Source organism: Fictibacillus macauensis ZFHKF-1, assembly GCF_000269865.1.
In the GTDB taxonomy this organism is placed as follows: Bacteria; Bacillota; Bacilli; order Bacillales; family Fictibacillaceae; genus Fictibacillus_C; species Fictibacillus_C macauensis.
The window spans coordinates 1-23,898 of the sequence record NZ_AKKV01000002.1 but is presented as its reverse complement, the minus strand read 5'-3'; the positions used below and the strand labels follow the sequence as shown (position 1 = coordinate 23,898).

The window sequence follows — 23,898 nt, the reverse complement described above, 5'->3', positions numbered from 1 at the left end:
CGCGAACGAACCAGGTCTGCGCGCGAATCGGGGGCCCCTGCGCGCGAACGAACCTTGTCTGCGCGCGAATCGGGGGCATCTGCGCGCGAACAGACCCGGTCTGCGCGCGAATCACTTTTTCGCGATCATTGATTTGTTTAGCAACGCTATTGGGAAGGCTCAACCCACATGCTCCTGAATCGTCTACATGTAAGGCGTTGCGTTCATGAGAGCAAACTTAAACGACATAAAAAAATGGCTTCACCATCAAAATCGATGATGAAGCCATTTCCTCTATTATTTTTGCAACTGTAACGTAGCACCAATGAAATCACGGAACAACGGCTGTGGGCGTGTTGGTCGTGAAATGAATTCTGGGTGGAATTGAGCAGCTACGAACCACGGGTGATCTTGAAGCTCTACAATTTCTACAAGGCGGCCATCCGGGCTTGTCCCTGAGAAAATAAAGCCTTTTGCTTCCATTTGCTCACGGAATTCGTTATTAAATTCATAACGATGGCGATGACGCTCGTAGACGACTTCATCATTATAAGCTTCGTACGCTTTTGTATTTTCAGAAAGCTTACAAGGATATAGACCAAGACGTAATGTGCCACCAAGATCTTCAACGTCTTTTTGCTCTGGTAATAAATCAATAATTGGATATTTAGTAGATGGCTTTAATTCTGTAGAATGTGCATCTTTATAGCCAAGCACGTTGCGAGCAAACTCGATGGACGCAAGCTGCATGCCTAAGCAAATACCAAGATACGGAATATTGTTTTCGCGAGCATATTGAATAGCAAGTAGCTTACCATCCACACCGCGATCTCCAAAGCCTCCAGGAACTAAAATGCCATCAGCGCCTTTCAAACGCTCCACAACATTCTCTTCTGTCACCTCTTCAGAATTAATCCAATCAATTTCAATATCAGCATCATGGTGATACCCAGCATGACGAAGTGATTCTACAACGGAAATGTACGCATCTTGTAGCGCTACATATTTCCCTACTAGTGCAATTTTTGTTTTGCCAGAAAGATTTAATACGCGATCAATTAACCCTTTCCATTCACTCATATCTGCTTCTTTACAATCGAGTTTAAGGTGATCACAAACGAGTTGATCCATGTTTTGTTCTTGAAGAGCGATTGGCACTTGGTAAAGCGTATCTGCATCACGCGCTTCAATGACAGCTTTAGGATTAATATCACAGAATAAACCAAGCTTTTCTTTCATCTCATCGGATACTGGCATTTCTGTACGAACGACAATAATATTTGGTTGAATACCAAGACTGCGAAGCTCTTTTACGCTATGCTGTGTTGGTTTTGTTTTCAACTCACCAGCTGCCTTAATGTATGGAATAAGCGTACAGTGAATGTACATTACGTTTTCAGAACCTACGTCACTTTTAATCTGACGAATGGCTTCTAAAAATGGTAGTGACTCGATATCACCAACAGTCCCACCAATCTCAGTAATCACGACATCTGCATTCGTTTCGCGTCCCGCGCGGAACACTCGCTCTTTAATTTCATTTGTAACATGGGGGATAACTTGCACCGTTCCGCCTAGGTACTCACCACGACGTTCTTTACGTAACACCGTTGAATAAATTTTCCCTGTTGTGACAGAACTAAATTTATTTAAATTAATATCAATAAAGCGCTCATAGTGACCTAAGTCTAGATCCGTTTCAGCACCATCATCCGTAACGAATACCTCACCGTGCTGATAAGGGCTCATCGTACCAGGATCGACGTTAATGTACGGATCGAACTTTTGCGTTGTTACCTTTACACCGCGGTTTTTTAAGAGACGACCAAGTGAAGCTGCCGTAATTCCTTTTCCTAGTGACGAAACGACACCGCCTGTCACAAAAATATATTTAGCCATTTACAATTCCCCCTCCGGATAGTCAAAATTAAGTATGCCCTACAGTTAATTTTTTCAAGCACTACTAGGTAAAAAAGTAAGAGCGCCCAAGGGTGTTAGGCGCAATTTTTTCTACAAAAATAAAAAAAACAAAAGTGTCTTCTCCCCAAATAATGGGGGCACTTTTGTTATCAATTTAACTATAATATATGTGTAGCCCAAAAATGATTCTATCGACTTTCCTTACAGAAGTCAAGAGGCTTACGGAATTTTTTCAAATGCCGCAAGCCTCTTTCTTAGTTACTGTTTTTCTTCTTCTTCTACTTCGTATAATTCTTCTTCAGCAGCCTCGTCTTCTTCGTCCTCAAGGTCACCGTCAAGCTCTTCTTCACCTTCAGCAAACTCTTCTTCCTCTTCAAAGTCCTCGTCCGCATCCTGCTCTTCGCCTTCTGCAAGAGCATCTACTTCAAGCTCTTCAAAGTCCTCATCTTCAAAATCATCGTAAGAATCGAAGTCGTCATCTTCCACTTTCTTACGTTTCGTTGGCTTGTTCGTGTTACCAAGCTCTTCTTCACTACTTTCAATTGGATACCATGCCTTTAAGCCCCACTTGTTATCACCAAGTGAAACGAAACGACCATCGATATTCATATCTGTGTAGAAATAAGAGAGACGACGTTCTAGCGCTTCGTCTGTAAGACCCTTCATCTCTTTAATTTGTTGCACAAGATCATAGAATGGTACAGTTGACTTTTCATCTTTTAGAACTTCAAAAGCAATTTCCACCATGGACATTTCCATGAGCTCTTCTTTTGAATACGTATTCGTTATACTCAAATTGGCACTTCCTTTCGGATCAATAAATCTATTTATGTCATAGATGATTCTGTTATCTAGAAGAATTATACTCTTCATTATAAACAAATCTGCAATGGATATGCTAGATGAAACCTATCTTTTTTTTAAAAGAACGTGTAGCAAACGCCGTCTTCTCCAACTTCATACGTTAATTATGAGTTTAGAAGCACACGGTTTCACTTCGTTATAATCCTCTTTCTAGCATACAGACTATCAAGATTACTAAAAAAATCATTATGAAGCAATGTATGTTGTGAAGGTAAAATACCCCAAACCCTATTTTTAGCAAAAAGAAACCGCGATGATTCGCGGTTTCTAATGGCTTTACATGTTGCGGCGGTATTTGCCACCAACTTCGTATAAAGCTCCTGTAATTTGACCTAGGCTGGCTACTTTTACCGTTTCCATTAACTCTTCAAAAATATTGCCGCCATTTAGCGCTGTTGCTTGTAGTTTCTTTAAGGCACTAGCCGCTACTGCCGCATGTTCTGATTTGAAGTCTTCTAAATGCGTAATTTGTTGCTGCTTCTCTTCCTGGGTCGCACGAGCCAGTTCCATGTTGAATTCTTCATCGCTTGACGGATTCGGATTCATATACGTATTTACACCGATAATCGGCAGCTCGCCGCTATGCTTTTTCATTTCATAGAACATGGATTCTTCTTGAATTTTTCCACGTTGATATTGTGTTTCCATAGAGCCGAGAACGCCACCGCGTGTGTTTAAACGCTCGAACTCTTGCAGAACTGCTTCTTCTACAAGATCGGTTAATTCTTCAATAATGAAAGAGCCTTGTAACGAGTTTTCATTGCGTGCTAGGCCAAGCTCTTTCGTAATAATAAGCTGTATGGCCATCGCTCGGCGCACAGATTCTTCTGTAGGTGTTGTAATCGCCTCATCATAGGAATTCGTGTGCAACGAGTTACAGTTATCATAAAGCGCCATGAGTGCTTGTAGCGTCGTGCGAATGTCATTGAAATCAATTTCTTGTGCATGCAGCGAGCGACCTGACGTTTGTACATGGTATTTCAACTTTTGGCTGCGTTCATTTGCGCCGTATTTATTTTTCATAACCGTTGCCCAAATGCGACGAGCAACCCGACCAATGACGGCGTATTCAGGATCTAATCCGTTGCTAAAGAAAAACGATAAGTTCGGAGCAAAATCGTCAATGTTCATGCCGCGACTTAAATAATATTCAACATACGTAAAGCCATTAGCGAGCGTAAAGGCAAGCTGGGTAATCGGATTCGCCCCCGCCTCCGCAATATGATAGCCCGAAATGGAGACAGAATAATAATTACGTACGTTATGATCGATAAAGTATTGCTGAATATCACCCATCATACGGAGCGCAAATTCGGTTGAGAAAATACACGTATTTTGCCCTTGATCTTCTTTAAGAATATCAGCTTGCACCGTACCGCGTACGTTGGCAAGCGTCATCGCCTTAATATCTTGAAGCTCCGCTGCATTCGGTTGACGACCATTTTTCTCAGCAAAAACATTCACTTGTTGACCGATCGCTGTATTCATGAACATGGCAAGTAAAATCGGCGCTGGACCGTTGATTGTCATAGATACCGACGTACTTGGCGCAATGAGATCAAAGCCTGAGTACAGCTTATTCATATCTTCTAGCGTACAAATGCTTACGCCACTTTCACCGACTTTTCCATAAATATCAGGACGCATATCAGGATCTTCGCCATAAAGTGTGACAGAGTCAAATGCTGTACTTAAGCGCTTTGCATCATCGTCTTTTGATAAATAGTGAAAGCGACGATTCGTTCGCTCTGGTGTACCTTCACCAGCAAACTGACGCTTCGGATCTTCACCTTTACGTTTAAATGGAAATACGCCAGCTGTGTAGGGGAAGGAGCCGGGCACATTTTCTTTCATGACCCACTTAATAATTTCGCCCCAGTCTTCGTATTTCGGTAAGACAACTTTCGGGATAGTAAGACCCGCCAGACTTTTCGTCGATAGCTCTGTGACGATTTCTTTATCACGAATTTTCGTTACGAGCTTTTCGCCGCTATACATTTCTTTTAACTTCGGCCAGTTTTCAAGCGTTTTTCGCGTCAGCGGATGCATCTTCTCGCCTACTGTTTCGCGCGCTTGTTCAAGTGTTGTCACAACTTCGCCCTCTGCATTTAGCTCTTGAATCGTTTCGATCGATCCTTTCAACTGATAGCTTTGGCGTGCATACTTTACTTGCTCTTCCATCGTTTTATAGTACGAACGCATCGTATAGACGATGTCATTTAAATATTGACTGCGCTCACCAGGAATGATGACATTTTTCTTAGCAATCATTTCGTCTTCTAAGCTTTTCAATGGCCACTGAAGGTTACATTTTTCGTTCAATGTCGTTACGAGTGCACGGAAGAGCGCATTCGTCCCTTCGTCGTTAAATTGAGACGCAATCGTGCCGTAGACAGGCATGCCGTCCAAGTCTTTTTCAAACCATTGACGCGAGCGCTGATATTGCTTGCGTACGTCGCGAAGCGCGTCTTCTGAGCCTTTGCGTTCATATTTATTAATCGCAATCAGATCGGCATAATCAATCATATCAATTTTTTCAAGCTGTGATGGTGCTCCAAACTCACTTGTCATGACGTAAAGGGACACGTCTGATACATCCACAATCGCTGCATCACCTTGCCCAATACCGCTCGTCTCCACAATAATAAGATCATAGCCTGCTGCTTTTGCGACAATCAATGCATCTTGAATCGAATGACTAAGCTCTGAGCGCGAACCACGTGTGGCTAGACTGCGCATATATACCCGCGGATTGTAGATGGCATTCATGCGAATGCGATCGCCAAGCAAGGCGCCGCCTGTTTTTTGTTTCGTAGGATCGATTGAAATGATGGCAATCGTTTTATCTTCAAATTCATTTAAGTACCGACGAACGAGCTCATCGGTTAATGAACTTTTCCCTGCGCCTCCAGTGCCGGTAATCCCAAGAACAGGTACCGCTTGCTGTGATGCTTTGACGGTATCTAGCACTTCTTCTGCAGTAACCGCAATTTCTTTTGGAATGATTTCTTGATTTTCAGCCACTGTAATGAGACGCGCGACTGCTTTCGCATCTTTTAACGGTAATTTTTCAAGCTCATCCGTTAGTGAGGTAACCGTTTGAAAATCACATTCTTGCATCATGAAATTTATCATGCCTTGCAAGCCGTTAATGCGCCCATCTTCTGGCGAAAAAATACGCGCCATCCCGTATTCATGCAGCTCTTTAATTTCAGGAGGGATAATGACGCCACCGCCACCAGCAAACACTTTAATGTGACCAGCACCACGCTCACGTAATAAATCGATCATATATTTAAAATATTCTACGTGACCACCTTGGTATGAGGACATGGCAATTCCTTGCACATCCTCTTGAATGGCTGCGCTCACTACTTCATCAACCGAGCGATTATGACCTAAGTGAATAACCTCGGCCCCACTGGATTGTAAAATACGGCGCATAATATTAATTGAAGCATCGTGCCCGTCAAACAAGCTTGATGCTGTTACAAAGCGGATATGATGTTTTGGCTGATAGATTTCTTCTGTACTCATGCTTCCATCCTCCTTTTCTTACGACTGTGCTGACATGCGGGCGCCGACAAGCCCCCCTAACAACAGCTCAGTCTGAACGTCAATATAGTGATCGAGCGAATATTCACGCTGAAGACTCCAGCGCCGGAATGTCCACATTTGACCATGAATTAAAATGTTATGCGCTGCGAGCCGAATTTCATCGCTAGAAAGCATCAGCTCGCCGCGATCAACGGCACGCTTTAGCAATTCTTCGAAAATCGCTGTCATCTCAAGCTCTTTTTTTAACACATAAGGCAACGCCTCGCGTGAAAGCGATTTCGCTTCTTGGTACATAACGAGCACTTCATCTTGCATTTCGTCCACTACTTTAAAATAGGCGGCAATCGCTTGCTTCACGTGCACAAGGGTACAATCGGTCTCTCTCACTTGCTCTTGCATTTTATTTTTCACGCTATCGTAAATGCTGTCACAGACAAGGTATAAAATATCTTCTTTACTTCGAATATACTCATAGAGGGTGCCAATACTAAATCCAGAGGCTTTTGCGATTTCTCGGGTTGTTGTTCGGTGAAAGCCATTCGCTTTAAACAGCGTCACAGCTGCTTTCACCATTTCGCCGCGCCGCTTTTCAATGAGCTTTTCATCTTTCACGAGCGATGGAACTTCCTTTTTCCCCATTAAATCCCTCCTTATGAATCTCTGTGCCATTGCTTAAGAATCGTTTCCGCCGCTTGATACGGATCCACATCGCCTTGTTCGACATGAGAAAGCCACGTCATGCCACGCTCTTCCTCTTGAAGCATAATGCGCCGCATTAATTCATAATGCACCACTTCCACGACCGCTTGCTGAAGATTGCGCGTTCGTCGCCGCTTCCCTTCACCACTTTCTTCTAAGTACTGACGATGATGCCCCATCTCTGTCCACACATCAGCTAAGCCCTCATTACGCAGAGAAACAGTTTGCACGATCGCTGGTCGAAAAGGAGCATCATGCTTGACGAGATCAAGCATCGATTCTATTTCCGAAAGCAATTTCGGCACACCAGGTAGATCCGCTTTATTCACGATAAACAAATCGGCAATTTCCATAATGCCTGCTTTAAACACTTGCACAACGTCGCCGCTTCCTGGATTTAGGACGACAGCGGTCGTATCTGCTATTTTCATAATGTCGAGCTCTGACTGCCCTACACCGACGGTTTCAATTAATATGACATCATATCCATACGCATCTAAGAGTGCGACCGTTTCTTTCGTCGTGCGGGCTAAGCCGCCAAGACTTCCACGCGTTCCCATACTTCGAATAAAAACGCCTGGATCCGTAAAATGCTCACTCATGCGCACGCGATCACCTAAAATGGCGCCACCGCTAAACGGACTTGTCGGATCAACCGCCACAACGCCAACCGTTAAGCCCAGTGCCCGCAAATAGGCAATCAGTCGATTGACAAGCGAGCTTTTGCCCGCACCCGGTGAACCGGTTAAACCAACATAGTACGCGCGTTTCCCAAAGGAATGGATACTTTTTAAAAGCTCCAGCTTTTCCTCATGATCGTTTTCAACGTACGAAATGGCACGGGCTAGCGCTCGTTCTTCTTTTTGTCCGATGCGTTCTGCTAAGTGATGCATCGCTCTTAATCCTTTAATAACATTTTAGAGATGACGAGACGTTGAATTTCTTGTGTTCCTTCATAGATTTGCGTAATTTTCGCATCACGCATATAACGTTCTACTGGATAATCCTTCGTATAGCCGTAGCCGCCAAATACTTGCACGGCATCGGTTGTTACTTCCATCGCAATATCGCCCGCATAAAGCTTTGACATCGCTGATTCTTTTCCGTACGATAATCCTTCACTTTCACGCCATGCTGCTTGGTAGGTTAGAAGACGCGCTGCTTCTACTTTTGTTGCCATATCTGCTAATTTAAAAGCAATGCCTTGGTTTGCACCAATCGATTTTCCGAACTGCTTGCGTTCTTTGGCATAGTTCACGCTGGCATCGAGTGCACCTTGTGCAATCCCAACTGCTTGCGCCGCAATCCCGTTACGACCGCCGTCTAGCGTCATCATTGCAATTTTAAAGCCTTGCCCTTCTTCCCCAAGACGATTCTCTTCTGGAATTCGGCAATCTTCCATGATCAGCTCTAATGTTGGCGAGGAACGAATGCCAAGCTTTTTCTCTTTTTTACCGAACGAAAAGCCTGGTGTGCCTTTTTCAACGATAAAGGCTGTAATACCACGGTGACCGGCTGCTGCATCTGTTTGGGCAAACACAACGTAAATTTCCGCTTCACCTGCGTTTGTAATAAAAATCTTCGAGCCGTTTAAAATGTAATCAGAGCCGTCGCGCTTTGCCGTCGTTTTCATGTTGGAGGAATCCGAGCCTGAACCTGGCTCCGTTAAGCCGTACGCCCCCATTTTCTTTCCTTCTGCCATCGGACGAAGAAACTTTTGCTTTTGTTCTTCTGATCCAAATTTAAAGATTGGCCAACCCGCAAGTGAGGTATGAGCAGAGAGTGTAACCCCTGTAGAAGCACATACTCGTGAAAGCTCTTCAACAGCAATCACATAGCCTAAATAATCGCCACCAATGCCACCGTACTCTTCTGGCCAAGGAATGCCACATAAGCCAAGCTCCGCCATTTGTTCAAACAACGCACGATCAAAACGTTCCTCTTCGTCACGTTCTGCTGCTGTTGGTTCTACTTCATTTTTTGCGAAATCGCGCACCATTTTTCGAATCATTTCATGCTCTTCTGATAGTTGAAATTGCACGTTAATCTTCCTCTCTGCTTTTTAATCTCGTAGTAGATGTTTACTTAGTACTAATCGTTGTATTTCGCTCGTTCCTTCGTAAATCTCGCAAACTTTCGCATCGCGGAACAGTCGCTCTACTGCATACTCTTTTGTATAACCGTACCCACCGTGAACTTGGACTGCTTTAATAGCAAGATCCATCGCTGCTTTGGAGGCATATAATTTAGCCATTGACGCTTCTTGCGGACATGGACGATTTAATTGCCGCATCCATGCTGCTCGGTAAGTTAAAAGGCGGGCTGCCTCCACTTGTGTTGCCATATCAGCCAATGTAAAAGCTACGCCTTGCTGGGCACCAATTGCTTTACCAAACTGCTTGCGCCCCTTGCTATATGCTACGGCTTCCTCTAGTGCCGCCTCAGCAATGCCAAGTGCTTGAGCAGCAATACCGATGCGACCTGCTTCTAAATTACCGAGCGCAATCTTAAAGCCTTCCCCTTCTTCGCCAAGGCGGTTCTCAACCGGCACCTTCGCACCATCAAATATGAGTTCACACGTACTTGAGCCGTTCATCCCCATTTTCTTTTCTTTTTTTCCAATCGAAAAGCCCGGGGTATCCTTCTCAACAATAAAGGCACTGATGCCTTTTGCGCCTGCTTCTGGCTTCGTCGATGCAAATACGATATACGTATTGGCGTAGCCAGCGTTCGTAATGAATACTTTTGATCCATTTAGCACATAGTGATCACCATGGCGAACCGCTCGCGTTTTGAGAGAGGCTGCATCTGATCCTGAGCTTGCTTCTGTTAAACCAAAAGCGCCAAGGTATTGTCCTGAAGCAAGCTTTGGTAGAAAGCGTTGTTTTTGTTCTTCGTTGCCGTAATAGTAAATCGGATTAGTGCCAACACTCGTATGCACCGACAAAATAACGCCAACCGTTGCACTTACTTTTGACAGCTCATGAATGGCTATAATGTAAGACAAAAAGTCCATACCTGCACCACCATAAGCTTCTGGAATAGGAATACCCATTAAGCCGAGCTCGCCCATTTTCGAAACGACTGCTTCCGGAAATGTATCCGTTTCGTCCATATGCGCGACTATAGGCGCAATTTCCTTTTGTGCAAAGTCACGTACCATTTTTTGCATCATGCGTTGTTCTTCTGTAAACGTGAGATTCACCTTCCAGTCCCCCTATCCACACGTTAGCTATACGTATAAAAGCCCTTGCCTGTTTTTTTACCGAGCCATCCCGCTTTAACATATTTTCTAAGCAAAGGACATGGACGATACTTATCATCGCCAAAGCCTTCTTGCAGCGTTTCCATAATATAAAGACACGTATCTAAGCCAATAAAATCAGCAAGTGTAAGCGGCCCCATCGGATGATTCATACCGAGCTTCATAATTTCATCGATCGCTTCTGGTTCTGCAACGCCTTCATAGAGAGCAAAAATGGCTTCATTAATCATCGGCATGAGAATACGATTTGAAATAAAGCCAGGGAAGTCATTCACTTCAACTGGTACTTTATTAAGCTTTGTTGTAACGGCTTCAATCACTTCATAGACACTATCACTCGTTTGCAGACCGCGAATAATTTCTACTAGTTTCATAACCGGCACTGGGTTCATAAAGTGCATGCCGATTACTTTTTCCGGTCGATTCGTTACCGCCGCAATTTCTGTAATAGGAAGCGATGACGTGTTACTTGCTAAGATCGCATGCTTTGGCGCGATATCATCAAGCATTTTAAAAATCCCCGTTTTCACGTCCATATTTTCAACGACCGCTTCAATGATTAGATCGGCCTCGGCTGCATTTTGAATGGATGTAGATGGATGCAATTGACGCAATGTGTCGTCCCGATCCTCTTCCGTCATTCGCCCCTTATCCACAGCACGCGCTAACAGCTTTTCAATCGATTGAATTCCTTTTTGTACAAACTCTTCTTGGAGATCATGAAGAAAGACGTTATATCCTGCCATCGCACATACTTGCGCGATTCCTGATCCCATTTGTCCTGCACCAATGACCATAATCGTATTTATTGTCATGCTTTATTCTCCCTTCACTTCAATTAAAATCGCATCGCCCTGACCGCCGCCTGAACAAATAGAAGCAATCCCGAGACCGCCGCCACGACGTTTCAACTCATGAATCAATGAAACAATGATTCTTGCACCACTTGCGCCGATTGGATGACCAAGCGCCACAGCGCCACCGTTCACATTTACTTTTTCTAAATCAAGATGAGCTAGCTCTGCACTAGCGAGCGCCACAGCTGCAAAGGCTTCATTTATTTCAAACAAATCAATCTCCTGTATTGTTTTGCCTGTTTTCTTTAGAAGTTCGCCGATCACGAGACCTGGTGTTTTCGGAAAATCTTTCGCCTCTGTTGCCATTGCCGCATGGCCAATAATCGTTGCCAGGACTGCTTTGCCTTCTTTCGCCGCTCGTTCTTCTGACATTAAAACGAGTGCCGCTGCTCCGTCATTAACGCCAGGAGCATTGCCCGCTGTAATACTTCCAGATTGCGAGAACACCGGTGCAAGCTTCGCTAAACGCTCTTTTGACGTATCTTTACGTGGTGATTCATCCGCAGTTACGATCAGCGGTTCTCCTTTTCGTTGCGGAACAGAAACAGGGACAATTTCCTCTGCAAAAGTACCGTTTTCCATCGCCATCACCGCGCGTTGATGACTGCGTAAAGCCCAATCGTCTTGCGCCTCACGGGAAATGTTCATTTCATCTGCTACGCCATTTCCGTACGTGCCCATATGAACACCCGTAAACGAGCATGTTAACCCATCGTGAATCATTAAGTCGGTAACTGCCCCGTCTCCCATGCGATAGCCCCAACGTGCTTTCGGTAAAATATAAGGAGCGTTACTCATGGACTCCATGCCACCGGCCACCACAATTTCTTCCTCACCAGCACGAATAAGGAGGTCAGCCAAAGTAACACTTCGTAATCCAGAAGCACAAACTTTATTGATCGTTTCGGTTTTGACTTCCCACGGTAACCCCGCTTTTCGCGCTGCTTGGCGAGAAGGGATTTGACCTTGTCCTCCTTGGAGAACACATCCCATGATGACTTCACCTACGTCATTGCCGTTAACGCTCGCTCGCTTTAGTGCTTCTTCAATGGCAATTCCACCTAAATCAGATGCCGTCAGCGCACTTAAGCCTCCTCCTAATTTCCCTACCGGTGTACGCACTCCACTAACAATTACTGTTTTACTCACGAAAACGCCTCCTTCAAATTAGAAATAAAACGCTTACATTTTAGCCGTTGAGCGAACGCTCGGTCGACCTAACGTGCCAATGGAGCCTGTTGTCTCTTTCAGAACAACAGGCTACCATAGCTATTACGCACCAAACAGGGAACGCTCTAAAATTTCAACAACATCTAATGTTTGAACACGATCTTCTACTTCTTTCGCTTTCGTTCCATCACTTAACATCGTTAAGCAGAACGGACAACCTGAACCAATCATCGTTGGATTTACTTCTAATGCTTGCTCGGTACGAGCGACGTTAATGCGTTGTCCGGATTTTTCTTCCGTCCACATTAAGCCCCCACCAGCTCCACAGCACATACCATTTTGACGATTGCGGTTCATTTCAACGAGCTTCACACCTGGAATCGCTTTTAAAATATCGCGCGGTGGCTCATATACTTCATTGTAACGACCGAGGTAACACGAGTCATGATACGTGATGACTTCATTGACAGCATGCTTCGGTGAAAGCTTTCCTTCTTTAATCCATGTAGCTAACAATTCGGTGTGATGATATACTTCGCCTTCAAAACCAAATTCCGGATACTCATTTTTAAACGTGTTATACGCATGCGGATCGATTGTAATGATTTTCTTCACGTTATGCTTTTCAAATAAAGCGATATTACTTGTGCACATTTCTTGGAATAAAAACTCATTACCGATGCGACGTGGCGTATCGCCTGAGTTTTTCTCCTTATTACCGAGAATCGCAAACTTCACGCCTGCTTCATTCATGATGCGTGCAAACGCTAGAGCTATCTTCTGGCTACGGTTATCATAGCTACCCATGGAACTTACCCAGAATAAATATTCAAACTCTTCTCCAGCTTTTTCTACTTCTTTTACCGTAGGAACATGAACATCTTCACGAAGGTCGCGCCAATTTTCACGCTCTTTCTTAGAAATCCCCCACGGGTTTCCTTGCTTTTCAATATTTTGAATGGCACGTTTTGAATCAGCGTCCATTTTTCCTTCTGTTAACACGAGGTAACGACGCATGTCGATAATTTTATCCACATGTTCATTCATAACCGGACATTGATCTTCACAATTTCGGCAGGTCGTACACGCCCAAATTTCTTCCTCGGTCATGACTTCACCAATTAATTCGATATTGTATTCAAATTTGAAGGCAGAACTGCCATCTGTTGCCGCTGCTGTTTCATTTGCACCTGTTCCTTTGCCCGCTGCTTGGTACGCAATTTGGTTTCCTTTTGTATTCGAAAAAACAAATGCAGGCATCCAAGGTGTGCGAGAGGTAACAGCTGCCCCTTTTTCTGTGAGATGATCACGAATTTTAATGATCATATCCATCGGTGAGAGCATTTTCCCTGTTCCTGTTGCTGGACAAACATTCGTACAACGCCCACACTCTACACAAGCATACAAATCAACAAGCTGCTTTTGGTTAAAGTCTTCTACTTTTCCAACACCAAATACTTCTTGCGTTTCATCTTCAAAGTTAATGGATGATAGCTTCCCAACTTGATCTTTACGACCAAGCCAAACGTTTAGCGGGCCCGCAATTAAATGCGCATGCTTAGACTGCGGCACGTACACAAGGAACGTTAACAGGAAGAGCAAGTGAATCCACCAAGCGATAAAGAAAATAACCGTTGCTGCAGTTTGTGGGAGAGCGCTAAATAGCGAAGCAATGCCGGTAGCAATTGGCTCCGTCCATGAGCCTGGCTCTTGATGCCAAATTAAATCCATTCCGTTTCCGACTAATACGGAAACCATTAATCCACCAATGAATAGTAAAACGAGACCGGCTTTAAATCCTCGCTTTAAGCGTACAAGCTTTTCTACGTAACGACGGTAGAAGGCAAGGACTACAGCCAAAAGGATGACGAACGTAACGATTTCTTGGAAAAATGTAAAAGCAGGGTACAATGGGCCAAGTGGTAAGTGCGATCCTGGCGCAAGTCCTTTCCAAATAAAATCAATCGCTCCAAATTGGACGAGAATAAATCCATAGAAAAACATGACGTGAATGGCACCGCTCTTTTTATCTTTTAAGAGCTTTTTTTGACCGAACACGTTCACAAGCACGGCTTTGATGCGCTCTTGCACGGTGTGGTCAAATTCGACTTTTTTACCTAATTTAATATACTCATAACGCGTTTTCACAATATACACGAATAAACTTAACGCGTAAGCGGTTACAAGAATAAAGGCAATCCAGTTCAAAATCTGTAAGCCGTTCATCTTTTATGCTCCCTTCATCTTGGTCTTATGCCGCCCTTTTCCTTTATATACCTAGAATTACTATTCAAAAAGGGAGGAATTTTCTGAATCTAGTATACCATACATTAATAAATGAATGAGCATTCAGTCAACATTCTTTTTGAAAAATTTTTTCCAGCAGCTTTACTGAGGATTATATCGACTTATGGTATAATGTAGAATTTGTGAAAAGCTTTTTACGCGGTGATTGATAAAATCATACCGCGGTAATACTATAAACTATCTTAGGTAAAGGGGCATACGATGAGCATTATATGGATTTTGTTAGGTTGTATCGTGATGGCGTTGCTCTTTTCGTTCCTCGTATGGCTAGATTTATATCTTGGAAAGAAGAACGTGAAAGACCATGTTGCATCAGAACCAATTGCTTCGACAGGAGAAGCCTCGCTATTAACGACAGGCACTGAATTTTACGATACGCTTTTTGAAGAAATTGAAAAAGCCAGACATCATCTTCATATACAATTTTACATAGTTAATGACGACTGCATCGGCAAAGAGCTTACCGCCTTATTAAAGCGCAAAGCGTATGAAGGGATCGAAGTGCGCCTTTTGTTAGATTACTTAGGCAGCTTCTTAATGAAAAAGAAAACAATTAAGGAGCTTCAGCTCGCAGGTGTTAAGTTTGCGTATAGCGCACGGCCAAGCTTTCCCTTTTTCTTTTATAAGCTCAATCGTCGTAACCACCGTAAAATTGCCATTATTGATGGCGCAGTCGGTTTTACGGGCGGCTTTAATGTTGGTGATGAATATTTAGGACGCAATCCAAAGCTCGGGGATTGGCGGGATTACCATTTATGTTTGCAAGGGCCTGTCATTTCCTCCTTGCAAAAGCAATTTGCCATGGATTGGGAAACAGCCACTTCTGAAACGTTGACCGAAGCGAAGTATTTTCCAACGCTAAAGGACGGCTCGATTCACTTTACAACGATGTTCGCTAAGCAAGATATTGTATCCTTTCTTCTTCAACAAATGAACGAGGCGCAGGAACGGATTTTTATTGGCTCTCCTTATTTCATTCCTGGAAAAGCGATTCTCCAAGCGCTGCTACATGCACGCAAGCGTGGCGTTGACGTAACACTGCTCGTACCAATGAAAGCTGATCATCCAATTGTCAAAGAGGCCTCTTATCCTTATTTACAGGCGTTATTACTAGCAGGCTGTAATGTGTATCAATATTATGAAGGCTTTTTCCATGCGAAAGTTTTTATCGCAGACAATAAAATCGGGGATATTGGTACGACCAATTTCGATGAACGAAGCTTATTTCTAAATGAAGAAGTAAACTGTGTCTTTACGAGCCAAGAACTTCTTCACGATACGCTAAAAGCCATTGAAGATGATTTGGATCGTTCTGAGCGCTTGTATTTAGAAGATTTAACACAGCAATCGGTTTGGACAAAAGTAAAAGTAAAGCTCGGCGAAACATTTTCATCTTTTTTATAAGCTTTGTTTAAGGTATGCTTAAGTTATATACAACTTATGCAAGGAGGAATTGCCGATGCTTGTTTCATTCGGTTATGTTTCAACAGCACTTGCGCTTCATGACGCCTCTCCTTCAAAAACGATGACATTCGCCACATGGTCGAAGCTTGAAGAAGAAGAGCGTGCCGAGCGCTTACTAACGATTACGAAAACGAATTTACGCAATACATTGCGTACACTTCATTATAATATTGCGCACCAGTTTCCACTGTATCGGATGTCTTCTTCCATTGTTCCACTCGCCACGCATCAAGACGTGAAGTGGGACTATTTAAAAGACACGAAAGAAGAGTGCGAACAAATCGGGGCACTTGTTAAAGCACACGGGTTACGTGTTAGCATGCATCCTAATCAATTTACACTCTTTACGAGTCCGAAGCCGCATATTACGACGAATGCTGTCAAAGACATGGAGTATCACTTTGCTTTGCTACAAGCAATGGGGCTTGATCAACAGGCACGCATTAACATTCATGTGGGTGGTGCTTATGGAGATAAAGCCTCGTCGCTTGCCCGCTTTTACGAAAATATCAAGCAATTACCAGATACAATTAAAGCAGCGATGACATTAGAAAACGATGACAAAACGTACACAACCGAGGAGACACTTGAAGTATGTGAAACGATCGGTGTACCTATGATGTTCGATTATCATCATCATCTTGCCAATCCATGCGAAACACCGCTTGAGGAACTGTTGCCACGCTTTATTAAAACGTGGGAGGGGACAGGACGTCCTCCTAAAGTACACCTTTCCTCTCCTAAAGATGAGAAAGCGTACCGCAGTCATCACGACTTCGTTAGCCTCGATTATGTCATGCCCTTCTTTAAAATGATTAAGCCCATGACGGATGAACTAGATGTGATGATTGAAGCGAAACAAAAAGACCTTGCCCTCATTCAATTGCTGCGTGATCTTGAAAAAACACGAGGCACTAAGCGACCGACTGGCGGCACAATTTTACTATAAAAAATTTTACGATCAAACAAAAAGACACGTTCCCTTTTGTGGAAACGTGTCTTTTTTGCGCAATGTCAAAGCATTACATTTTTTCTGGCGCAGATACACCGACAATGCGAAGTGCATTCTCAATGGTTAGCTGCGTTGCTTTCATAAGCGCATAACGTGCTGCTGATTTCTCTTTGTTCTCAGCATCTAATACACGTTCAGCGTTGTAGAAGCTATGAAGCGCAGAAGCTAATTCAAAAACGTAGTTTGTCATACGGTGAATAAGCATTTTATCTGCTGCCTCTACTACTGCAGCAGGAAATTCACCCAATTTTTTCAGAAGCTCAAATTCTTTTTCTGAAGTGATGTGTGAAAGGTCTAGGTTGCCTTCATACGATAAGCCCATTTCTGCGCCTTGACGCAACATACTGCACACACGTGCATGCGCATATTGCACGTAGAAAACTGGGTTTTCGTTTGATTTAGACACGGCTAAGTCCATATCAAAGTCTAAGTGAGAATCGTTGCTGCGCATCGCGAAGAAATAACGCGTCGCATCTATGCCGACTTCTTCCATTAAATCTTTTAGCGTTACAGCTTTACCTGTACGTTTACTCATTTTCACTTTTTCACCATTTTGGAACAGTGATACGAGTTGAATAATTAATACATCAAGCTGTTCACGATCATAGCCAAGCGCTTCAATCGCCGCTTTCATACGAGGAATGTAGCCATGATGGTCTGCACCCCAAATGTTAATTAACTTCTCAAAGCCACGATCGAGCTTGTCTTTATGATACGCAATGTCTGGTGTTAAGTACGTGTACGAACCATCATTTTTAATTAACACACGGTTTTTATCATCGCCATAGTCCGTAGAACGGAACCACGTCGCGCCCTCTTCTTCGTATACAACGCCTTTTTCTTTTAGCTTGTCTAAAGCCGGCCCGATTTTTCCTGTTTCATAAAGCGATGTTTCCGAATACCACACATCAAAGTTCACGCGAAATGCTGCTAAATCAACTTTAATTTTCTCTAATTCTTTTTCTAGACCGTATTGACGGAAAAACTCAAAGCGTTCTTTCTCATCCGCTTTTAGCCACTGATCGCCGTATTCGTTTGCTAATACCGTACCAAACTCAATAATATCTTTCCCATGATAGCCATCCTCTGGCATAGCGTGATCGTGTCCAAGTGCCTGCGCATAGCGCGCTTCAATCGAATAAGCAAGATTATTAATTTGGTTTCCAGCATCATTAATGTAAAATTCACGAGATACGTCAAAGCCCGCAACGTCTAGAATGTTACAAAGTGTATCACCAACAGCTGCGCCGCGTGCGTGACCTAAGTGAAGGTTACCAGTCGGATTCGCAGATACGAATTCTACTTGAACCTTTTTCCCACCACCAAAGTCGGTGCGACCATAGTTCTCGCCCGCCTTTAAAATCGTTGGAATCAGCTCCGTTAAATAACCATTGTCCATATAAAAATTAATAAAGCCTGGTCCAGCAATTTCAAGCTTGCTAATAGACGCTTTTGATTTATCAAAATGCGCAACAATTTCGTCAGCAATCATGCGTGGTGCCTTTTTCGCAATACGCGCCAATTGCATCGCCATGTTCGTTGCATAGTCTCCGTGCGCCTTGTCTTTCGGTAGTTCTAATACGACTTCTGGTAATTGTTCACGCGAAGCTAGGCCTGCTTTCACAACGGCTTCTTCAATTTCGTGCTTAAGCTGCAGCTTCACTTGTTCTACAACGTTCATTTCTACGCCTCCTGAAAGTTCATTTTTATCGTAAATGTGCCGGTGTCCTCTCCTTGCAGTACAAGATTATAGCGCAAGAGTAAGTCGCCTTCATTTCGCTGTTGATTGTATCGAAAGTTCATTTTGTGAGTCGTCGTTTCCATCCAGAGCTGACCATAAGGTGTGTCATACATGCCCTCTGTCGTTTGTCCGATCAAGAATTTTTGACGCATGGAGACACTCCCCCCACGTAAAATGACGATGCCTTCGTTCGTTATTTTAATCACATTGTTAACCGAACCGGCCTCTTCTATAACCTCTGTGTACTTAAGAAAGGTTGCATCCTTTTTGCGGTAAATAATACCTGGCGCAGTTGCCTTATGTACATCCCGCTGTTGGCCATTTTCAATGACGGTTTCCATCATTAACCTGACAGGTATGCCGGCTTCATGTCCATTCATTTCGTTTCCGTCCTTTTTAACCGATTTTCTATTGTAACGTTAAGAGGTGCCCTTAACGAACTACTTTCGTATAACTCAACTATTATAGCGGATGGGAGGGGGTTCATTCAACCTTCCAACAAAAATTGGCACGCTATAAGAAAGAGCACCTTTCCACAAGTGTACGAAAAGTGCTCGGCACCAGGTAGTTCCGTTAGGCAGTAGGTAAGCTAATGCGCACCGTTGTTCCATTTCCTGGTGTACTATCTATGGATATTTGTCCTTGATGCTCACGAATGATCTTATAGCTTGTCATTAATCCTAAGCCTGTTCCTTTTTCTTTCGTGGAATAAAAAGGTTCACCGAGTTTATTGATGCTTTCCGGTGGGATTCCACAGCCTTGATCATGAATCACAATTTCAATACCATCTTCATGCTTGCTACCAGCAATATGAATAACGCCACCTTCTGGCATCGCTTCGATTGAATTTTTGACAAGATTAATAAACACTTGTTTTAGTTCATTTTCTACACAAGAAATGGCCGGCAGTGTTTCTTTTATATCACAGACAATATGAATGTTATGAACGAGTGCTTGACGACTTAATAGATCAATTACATAGTGAATCAATTCTTTAATATCTTTTGTTTCTAACGTTTTCGATTGTGGCTTTGCCAAAATTAAAAGCTCCGTAATAATTTGTTCAATGCGATTTAACTCTTCAAACATAATCTCATAATATTTCTGGTTGTGATCGATGACACCTCTCGTTTGAAAAAGTTGTATAAATCCTTTTAAAGCAGTAAGTGGATTGCGAATTTCATGCGCAACCGAAGCAGCTAGCTGCCCTACAATCGAGAGCTTATCTGACTTGCGCACCATCTCTTCCGCTTCCATACGCTGTGAAATATCGCGTGTAACCGCAATAATTTCCACGACGTTACCGCTTTTCGGATCAACAATTCCTCGACAGCTAGACTCCACCCAACAGTATTCTCCCTTCGCATTTCTCACACGAAAAGAAAAACTACTAACTTTCTTACCTTTTAACAGTTGGTTATGGAGCTTTAATGAGCGTCGCACATCGTCTGGATGGAATAGCGAGAACGCTTTATAGGCTCGCAACTCTTCTTGATGATAGCCTAGTAATGACATGCAAGCCGGCGAAACATAAAGCATTTCACCATTAATATCATGTGTAGAAATCATATCTGTCGAGTTTTCAGCGAGCAGGCGATAACGTGATTCACTTTCTAATAGTTTCTTATGAGAAGCAACCTGAGAGGTAATTTCTCGACCAAAAATCAATAAATTCTTTCGTTCACCGTGCTTCGTAAAAACAGGTATTTTGTATACATCAAAAATGCGCTCTTGATTATCAAGAGGAATCCGTTCATGGTAGCGCTTTAATTCACGACCATTCCAAACATCTTCGTCTCGTTCAAAGCATGTTTCAAACATTTTCTTATATTGTGGCAGGCTGTTACCTAAATCAAAGTCGGATTTGCCAATTACATTTTCATGTGAAAAGCCGAACAGCTCACCAGCAAATTTATTGGCAAAAAGAAAACGACCTTTTCCATCTTTTATACCAATAAAGTCAGGTACGATGTTAACGAGTGTCGTTAAAAGGTTCTCTTCCACCGGTTGCTCAAATGACTCGGATGGTTTTAACACGCAAAACCAATACTCTTGATTACGTCCAAAATCTTCTACAGTCAGATGAATACGTTTCATCTTCTCCCCTTCTGTAGAACAAATTGAATGATTGATAGAGTAGTGCTGATCCCAATTTGGCAGGAGAGCAGAAACTGGGAGGTTCTGCAACTGATCTTCTGATTTCGCTGCTAGCTTTTGTGCAGCTAGATTCGTCTCTACAATCGTTTCATTTTCTTTTGATACGATCACAATCGCATCCGTAAGATGCTGAATAAACGGTGCAGGCGACGCTTGTATCTTGCTTCCCATTCCCCTAACTCCTTTCCCCTTTTCATTTCTTCTTTAACTATAACAAAACTGACACAATTTTGTAACTTCATTCGACAAAAAGTTACACGGTTTGCACCGCTATAAAAAAGAGACGATCCTAAGCCTATCTTAGTTTCGTCTCTAGTAAAAAAATTATTTTTTTCCAACCCAACCTAGCAGCATTTCACGAATGAACTTACTAGCCGCAATCGGTGTTTGTTCTGATGGGTCATAAATGGGTGCTACTTCTACTAAATCAGCACCGATGACGTTGATGTCAGCCTGCGCAATGAGCGAAATCGCTTCCAACAATTCTTTTGATGTAATGCCACCAGCTTCTGCTGTTCCTGTTCCTGGCGCATGCGCTGGATCAAGTACATCAATATCAATCGTTACATAAACATTACGACCAGCTAGCGTTGGTAGGACGTGTTTCAATGGTTCTACCACATCAAACTTGTGCATATGCATGCCAGATTCTTTGGCAAATTGAAACTCTTCACGCATACCTGAACGAATGCCAAACGAGTACACATTTTGTGCACCAATTAGTTCACATGCCTTGCGAATCGGTGTGGAATGAGAAAGCGCTTCTCCTTCATACTCTTCACGCAAGTCAGCATGCGCGTCAATATGGATGATGGCAAAATCATCATACTTTGCCTTCAGCGCCTTAAAAACCGGCCAGGAAACAAGATGCTCGCCCCCTAGTCCAAGCGGGAATTTATTATCCGCCAGCAACGATGCCACGTAATCTTCAATCATATCAAGGCTGCGCGCCGGATTTCCAAATGGTAGGGGAATATCACCCGCATCAAAGTAGTTCACTTCTTCTAAATGCTTGTCCGCATAGGGGCTATATTCTTCTAGCCCGAGTGATGCTTCACGAATGCGTGCCGGACCGAAGCGGGAGCCTGGTCGGAACGATACGGTCCAATCCATCGGCATGCCGTAAATCACGGCGTCTGCTTGCTTATAATCTTGCTTGCTTAAAATAAAAACATTGCCAGAATAGGCTTCATCAAATCGCATGATATTCCTCCTATTTTAGCAGGTCGCTGACAAACTTCGGCAGTGCAAAGGCAGCTTTCTGAATGTCTTTCGTCCAGTATTTCGTATTTATGTCATGAAAGCGCTCTTCCTGTACTTCTAGTGGGTCGTGTTGCTTGGAGCCAATTGTAAATGTCCATAGCCCACTTGGGTACGTCGGAATGTTCGCCGTATACAGTCGTGTAATCGGGAAAATTTCTTGTACATCTTTAAACACTTTCGTAATGAGTTCCGGCGTAAACCATGGATTGTCCGTTTGTGCTACGAAAATCCCATCTTCTTTTAATGCTTTTGAAATGCCTTCATAAAATCCTTTTTCAAAAAGCTTTGCCGCGGGGCCAACTGGTTCAGTTGAATCTACCATGATCACATCATATTGATTTTCACTCGTTGCAATATGCATAAATCCATCATCTACTTTTACTTCTACGCGGGGATCTTCGAGATCGCCAGCGATTTCAGGTAAGTATTGTTTGGAATATTCGATGACCAAACCATCGATCTCAACAAGTGTTGCCTTTTCAACGGACGGGTGCTTAAGTACTTCGCGGATTACTCCGCCATCTCCGCCGCCGACTACGAGAACGTTCGTCGGTTTTGGATGGGTGAATAAAGGGACGTGCGCAACCATTTCATGATATACGAACTCATCCTTTTGTGTGGTCATGACCATACCATCAAGTACGAGCATATTGCCGAACTCTTCAGTCTCGATCATGTCAAGCTTTTGGAATTCTGTTTGCTCGGATACATACGTTTGTTTCACCTTCGCTGTAATTCCAAAGCTTTTCGTTTGTTTTTCAGTAAACCACATTTCCACAACCATCACTCCTCATGTTGAAATGCCGGGAAGCATTGTTATAAATTTGAAACAAAACAAATTATAGCACTTACATTTCTCATATACTACTAAATTTTTGGTAATTGGAGAGGAAAGCATCGCTGCCAATCACTTTATTACGAGAGCTTGGGCTTAGGTGTTTGTGCGTGATTTGAGGGCTGTTGTGGGCGGATTGCGTTGTTTTGTGCGTGATTCGAGGGCTTATGCGGACGGATTGCGTTGTTTTGCGCGCGCTTCGGGGCTGTTGTGAGTATTTTGCTTTGCTCTGCGCGGGATTTGGGGCTTCCTGTGCGCAGTTCATACTTTAGCATGTTCATGCATTCGCTAACTCTTTCATGCGTTTTGTCTTGTTTTGTGTGCAATCAGCTGCTTTTTCGAGAGATCCGCCTTGTTTTACCCACATTCGGAGCTTTATTAGCTCGTTTTGCATTGTTTCGTGCGTGATTTGGGGCTGTTGTGGGTATTTTGCGTTGCTCTGCGCGCGAACCAGGACTTCCTGCGCGCGAATCGGGGCTTCCTGCGCGCGAATCAAGGCCTCCTGCGCGCGAACGAACATGCTTTGCGCGCGAATCGGGGTCTCCTGCGCGCGAATCGGGGCCTCCTGCGCGCGAATCAAGGCTTCCTGCGCGCGAACCGTACTTTGCACGCATTCGCAAACTCCTCCACATTGTTTCGTGTGCATTCGTCGGCTTTTGCAACAGCCAAAAAGAGGGAGGAAGCAGTCAAGTCCATAATAGTGTGTAAAAGTCTAAATCAGTTTCAACCCTGTTACACTGTTCTACCATACTAAACCTTATTTAGTTGTTGGGGGTAGAACCTTCTGCAGGCGGTAAATATTTACGG

The 23,898-nt window shown here is 43.4% G+C and carries 18 protein-coding genes; 2 read left to right on the top strand and 16 right to left on the bottom strand.

The annotated features are described in order from the left end of the window. Positions 1 to 276 precede the first annotated feature (276 nt). From pyrG to A374_RS00060, 10 genes are all read right to left on the bottom strand, one after another. Complete coding sequence (gene pyrG, locus A374_RS00105) at positions 277 to 1,878, bottom strand: CTP synthase (RefSeq protein ID WP_007200131.1); 1,602 nt, start codon at positions 1,876 to 1,878, stop codon at positions 277 to 279. Between the two features lie 279 nt (positions 1,879 to 2,157). Next, on the bottom strand, positions 2,158 to 2,694 hold the full coding sequence (gene rpoE / locus A374_RS00100; protein ID WP_007200130.1) for a DNA-directed RNA polymerase subunit delta: 537 nt from the start codon (positions 2,692 to 2,694) through the stop codon (positions 2,158 to 2,160). A gap of 345 nt (positions 2,695 to 3,039) precedes the next feature. Further along, complete coding sequence (gene icmF, locus A374_RS00095) at positions 3,040 to 6,300, bottom strand: fused isobutyryl-CoA mutase/GTPase IcmF (protein ID WP_007200129.1); 3,261 nt, start codon at positions 6,298 to 6,300, stop codon at positions 3,040 to 3,042. 18 nt (positions 6,301 to 6,318) lie between these two features. After that, the gene (locus tag A374_RS00090; RefSeq protein ID WP_007200128.1) at positions 6,319 to 6,960 is read right to left on the bottom strand and encodes a TetR/AcrR family transcriptional regulator; all 642 of its coding nucleotides are present in this window, start codon (positions 6,958 to 6,960) and stop codon (positions 6,319 to 6,321) included. An 11-nt stretch (positions 6,961 to 6,971) separates the two neighbouring features. Then, on the bottom strand, positions 6,972 to 7,913 hold the full coding sequence (gene meaB, locus A374_RS00085) for a methylmalonyl Co-A mutase-associated GTPase MeaB (protein ID WP_007200127.1): 942 nt from the start codon (positions 7,911 to 7,913) through the stop codon (positions 6,972 to 6,974). Positions 7,914 to 7,918: 5 nt separating this feature from the next. Beyond that, positions 7,919 to 9,061 carry an acyl-CoA dehydrogenase gene (locus A374_RS00080; RefSeq protein WP_007200126.1) on the bottom strand — a complete coding sequence of 381 codons (1,143 nt, stop codon included), beginning with the start codon at positions 9,059 to 9,061 and terminating at the stop codon, positions 7,919 to 7,921. 21 nt (positions 9,062 to 9,082) lie between these two features. Further along, the gene (locus tag A374_RS00075; RefSeq protein WP_007200125.1) at positions 9,083 to 10,225 is read right to left on the bottom strand and encodes an acyl-CoA dehydrogenase; all 1,143 of its coding nucleotides are present in this window, start codon (positions 10,223 to 10,225) and stop codon (positions 9,083 to 9,085) included. A 23-nt stretch (positions 10,226 to 10,248) separates the two neighbouring features. Beyond that, a complete protein-coding gene (locus A374_RS00070; RefSeq protein ID WP_007200124.1) occupies positions 10,249 to 11,100 on the bottom strand; it encodes a 3-hydroxybutyryl-CoA dehydrogenase in 852 nt (283 codons plus the stop codon). A gap of 3 nt (positions 11,101 to 11,103) precedes the next feature. Continuing rightward, positions 11,104 to 12,291 carry an acetyl-CoA C-acetyltransferase gene (locus A374_RS00065; RefSeq protein ID WP_007200123.1) on the bottom strand — a complete coding sequence of 396 codons (1,188 nt, stop codon included), beginning with the start codon at positions 12,289 to 12,291 and terminating at the stop codon, positions 11,104 to 11,106. A 123-nt stretch (positions 12,292 to 12,414) separates the two neighbouring features. Further along, a complete protein-coding gene (locus A374_RS00060) occupies positions 12,415 to 14,538 on the bottom strand; it encodes a (Fe-S)-binding protein (RefSeq protein ID WP_007200122.1) in 2,124 nt (707 codons plus the stop codon). A 282-nt stretch (positions 14,539 to 14,820) separates the two neighbouring features. Between A374_RS00060 and cls the strand changes: the two genes are divergently transcribed. Together cls and uvsE are read left to right on the top strand one after the other, a co-directional pair. Continuing rightward, positions 14,821 to 16,023: a cardiolipin synthase gene (gene cls, locus A374_RS00055; protein ID WP_007200121.1), complete on the top strand. Its 1,203-nt coding sequence runs from the start codon at positions 14,821 to 14,823 to the stop codon at positions 16,021 to 16,023. Between the two features lie 55 nt (positions 16,024 to 16,078). After that, the gene (gene uvsE / locus A374_RS00050; RefSeq protein WP_007200120.1) at positions 16,079 to 17,032 is read left to right on the top strand and encodes a UV DNA damage repair endonuclease UvsE; all 954 of its coding nucleotides are present in this window, start codon (positions 16,079 to 16,081) and stop codon (positions 17,030 to 17,032) included. Positions 17,033 to 17,105: 73 nt separating this feature from the next. On the opposite strand, the gene argS is transcribed toward uvsE, so the two are convergent. From argS to A374_RS20385, 6 genes are all read right to left on the bottom strand, one after another. After that, positions 17,106 to 18,776 carry an arginine--tRNA ligase gene (argS, locus tag A374_RS00045; RefSeq protein ID WP_007200119.1) on the bottom strand — a complete coding sequence of 557 codons (1,671 nt, stop codon included), beginning with the start codon at positions 18,774 to 18,776 and terminating at the stop codon, positions 17,106 to 17,108. Between the two features lie 2 nt (positions 18,777 to 18,778). Next, positions 18,779 to 19,216 carry a YwiB family protein gene (locus tag A374_RS00040; RefSeq protein WP_007200118.1) on the bottom strand — a complete coding sequence of 146 codons (438 nt, stop codon included), beginning with the start codon at positions 19,214 to 19,216 and terminating at the stop codon, positions 18,779 to 18,781. A gap of 193 nt (positions 19,217 to 19,409) precedes the next feature. Then, positions 19,410 to 21,164, bottom strand: a complete 1,755-nt coding sequence (locus A374_RS19410; protein WP_007200117.1) for a PAS domain-containing sensor histidine kinase — start codon at positions 21,162 to 21,164, stop codon at positions 19,410 to 19,412. Between the two features lie 153 nt (positions 21,165 to 21,317). Further along, complete coding sequence (gene speB, locus A374_RS00030) at positions 21,318 to 22,196, bottom strand: agmatinase (RefSeq protein WP_007200116.1); 879 nt, start codon at positions 22,194 to 22,196, stop codon at positions 21,318 to 21,320. Between the two features lie 10 nt (positions 22,197 to 22,206). Continuing rightward, positions 22,207 to 23,034 carry a polyamine aminopropyltransferase gene (gene speE, locus A374_RS00025; protein WP_007200115.1) on the bottom strand — a complete coding sequence of 276 codons (828 nt, stop codon included), beginning with the start codon at positions 23,032 to 23,034 and terminating at the stop codon, positions 22,207 to 22,209. 334 nt (positions 23,035 to 23,368) lie between these two features. Then, positions 23,369 to 23,701, bottom strand: a complete 333-nt coding sequence (locus A374_RS20385) for a hypothetical protein (RefSeq protein WP_007200114.1) — start codon at positions 23,699 to 23,701, stop codon at positions 23,369 to 23,371. Positions 23,702 to 23,898 lie beyond the last annotated feature (197 nt).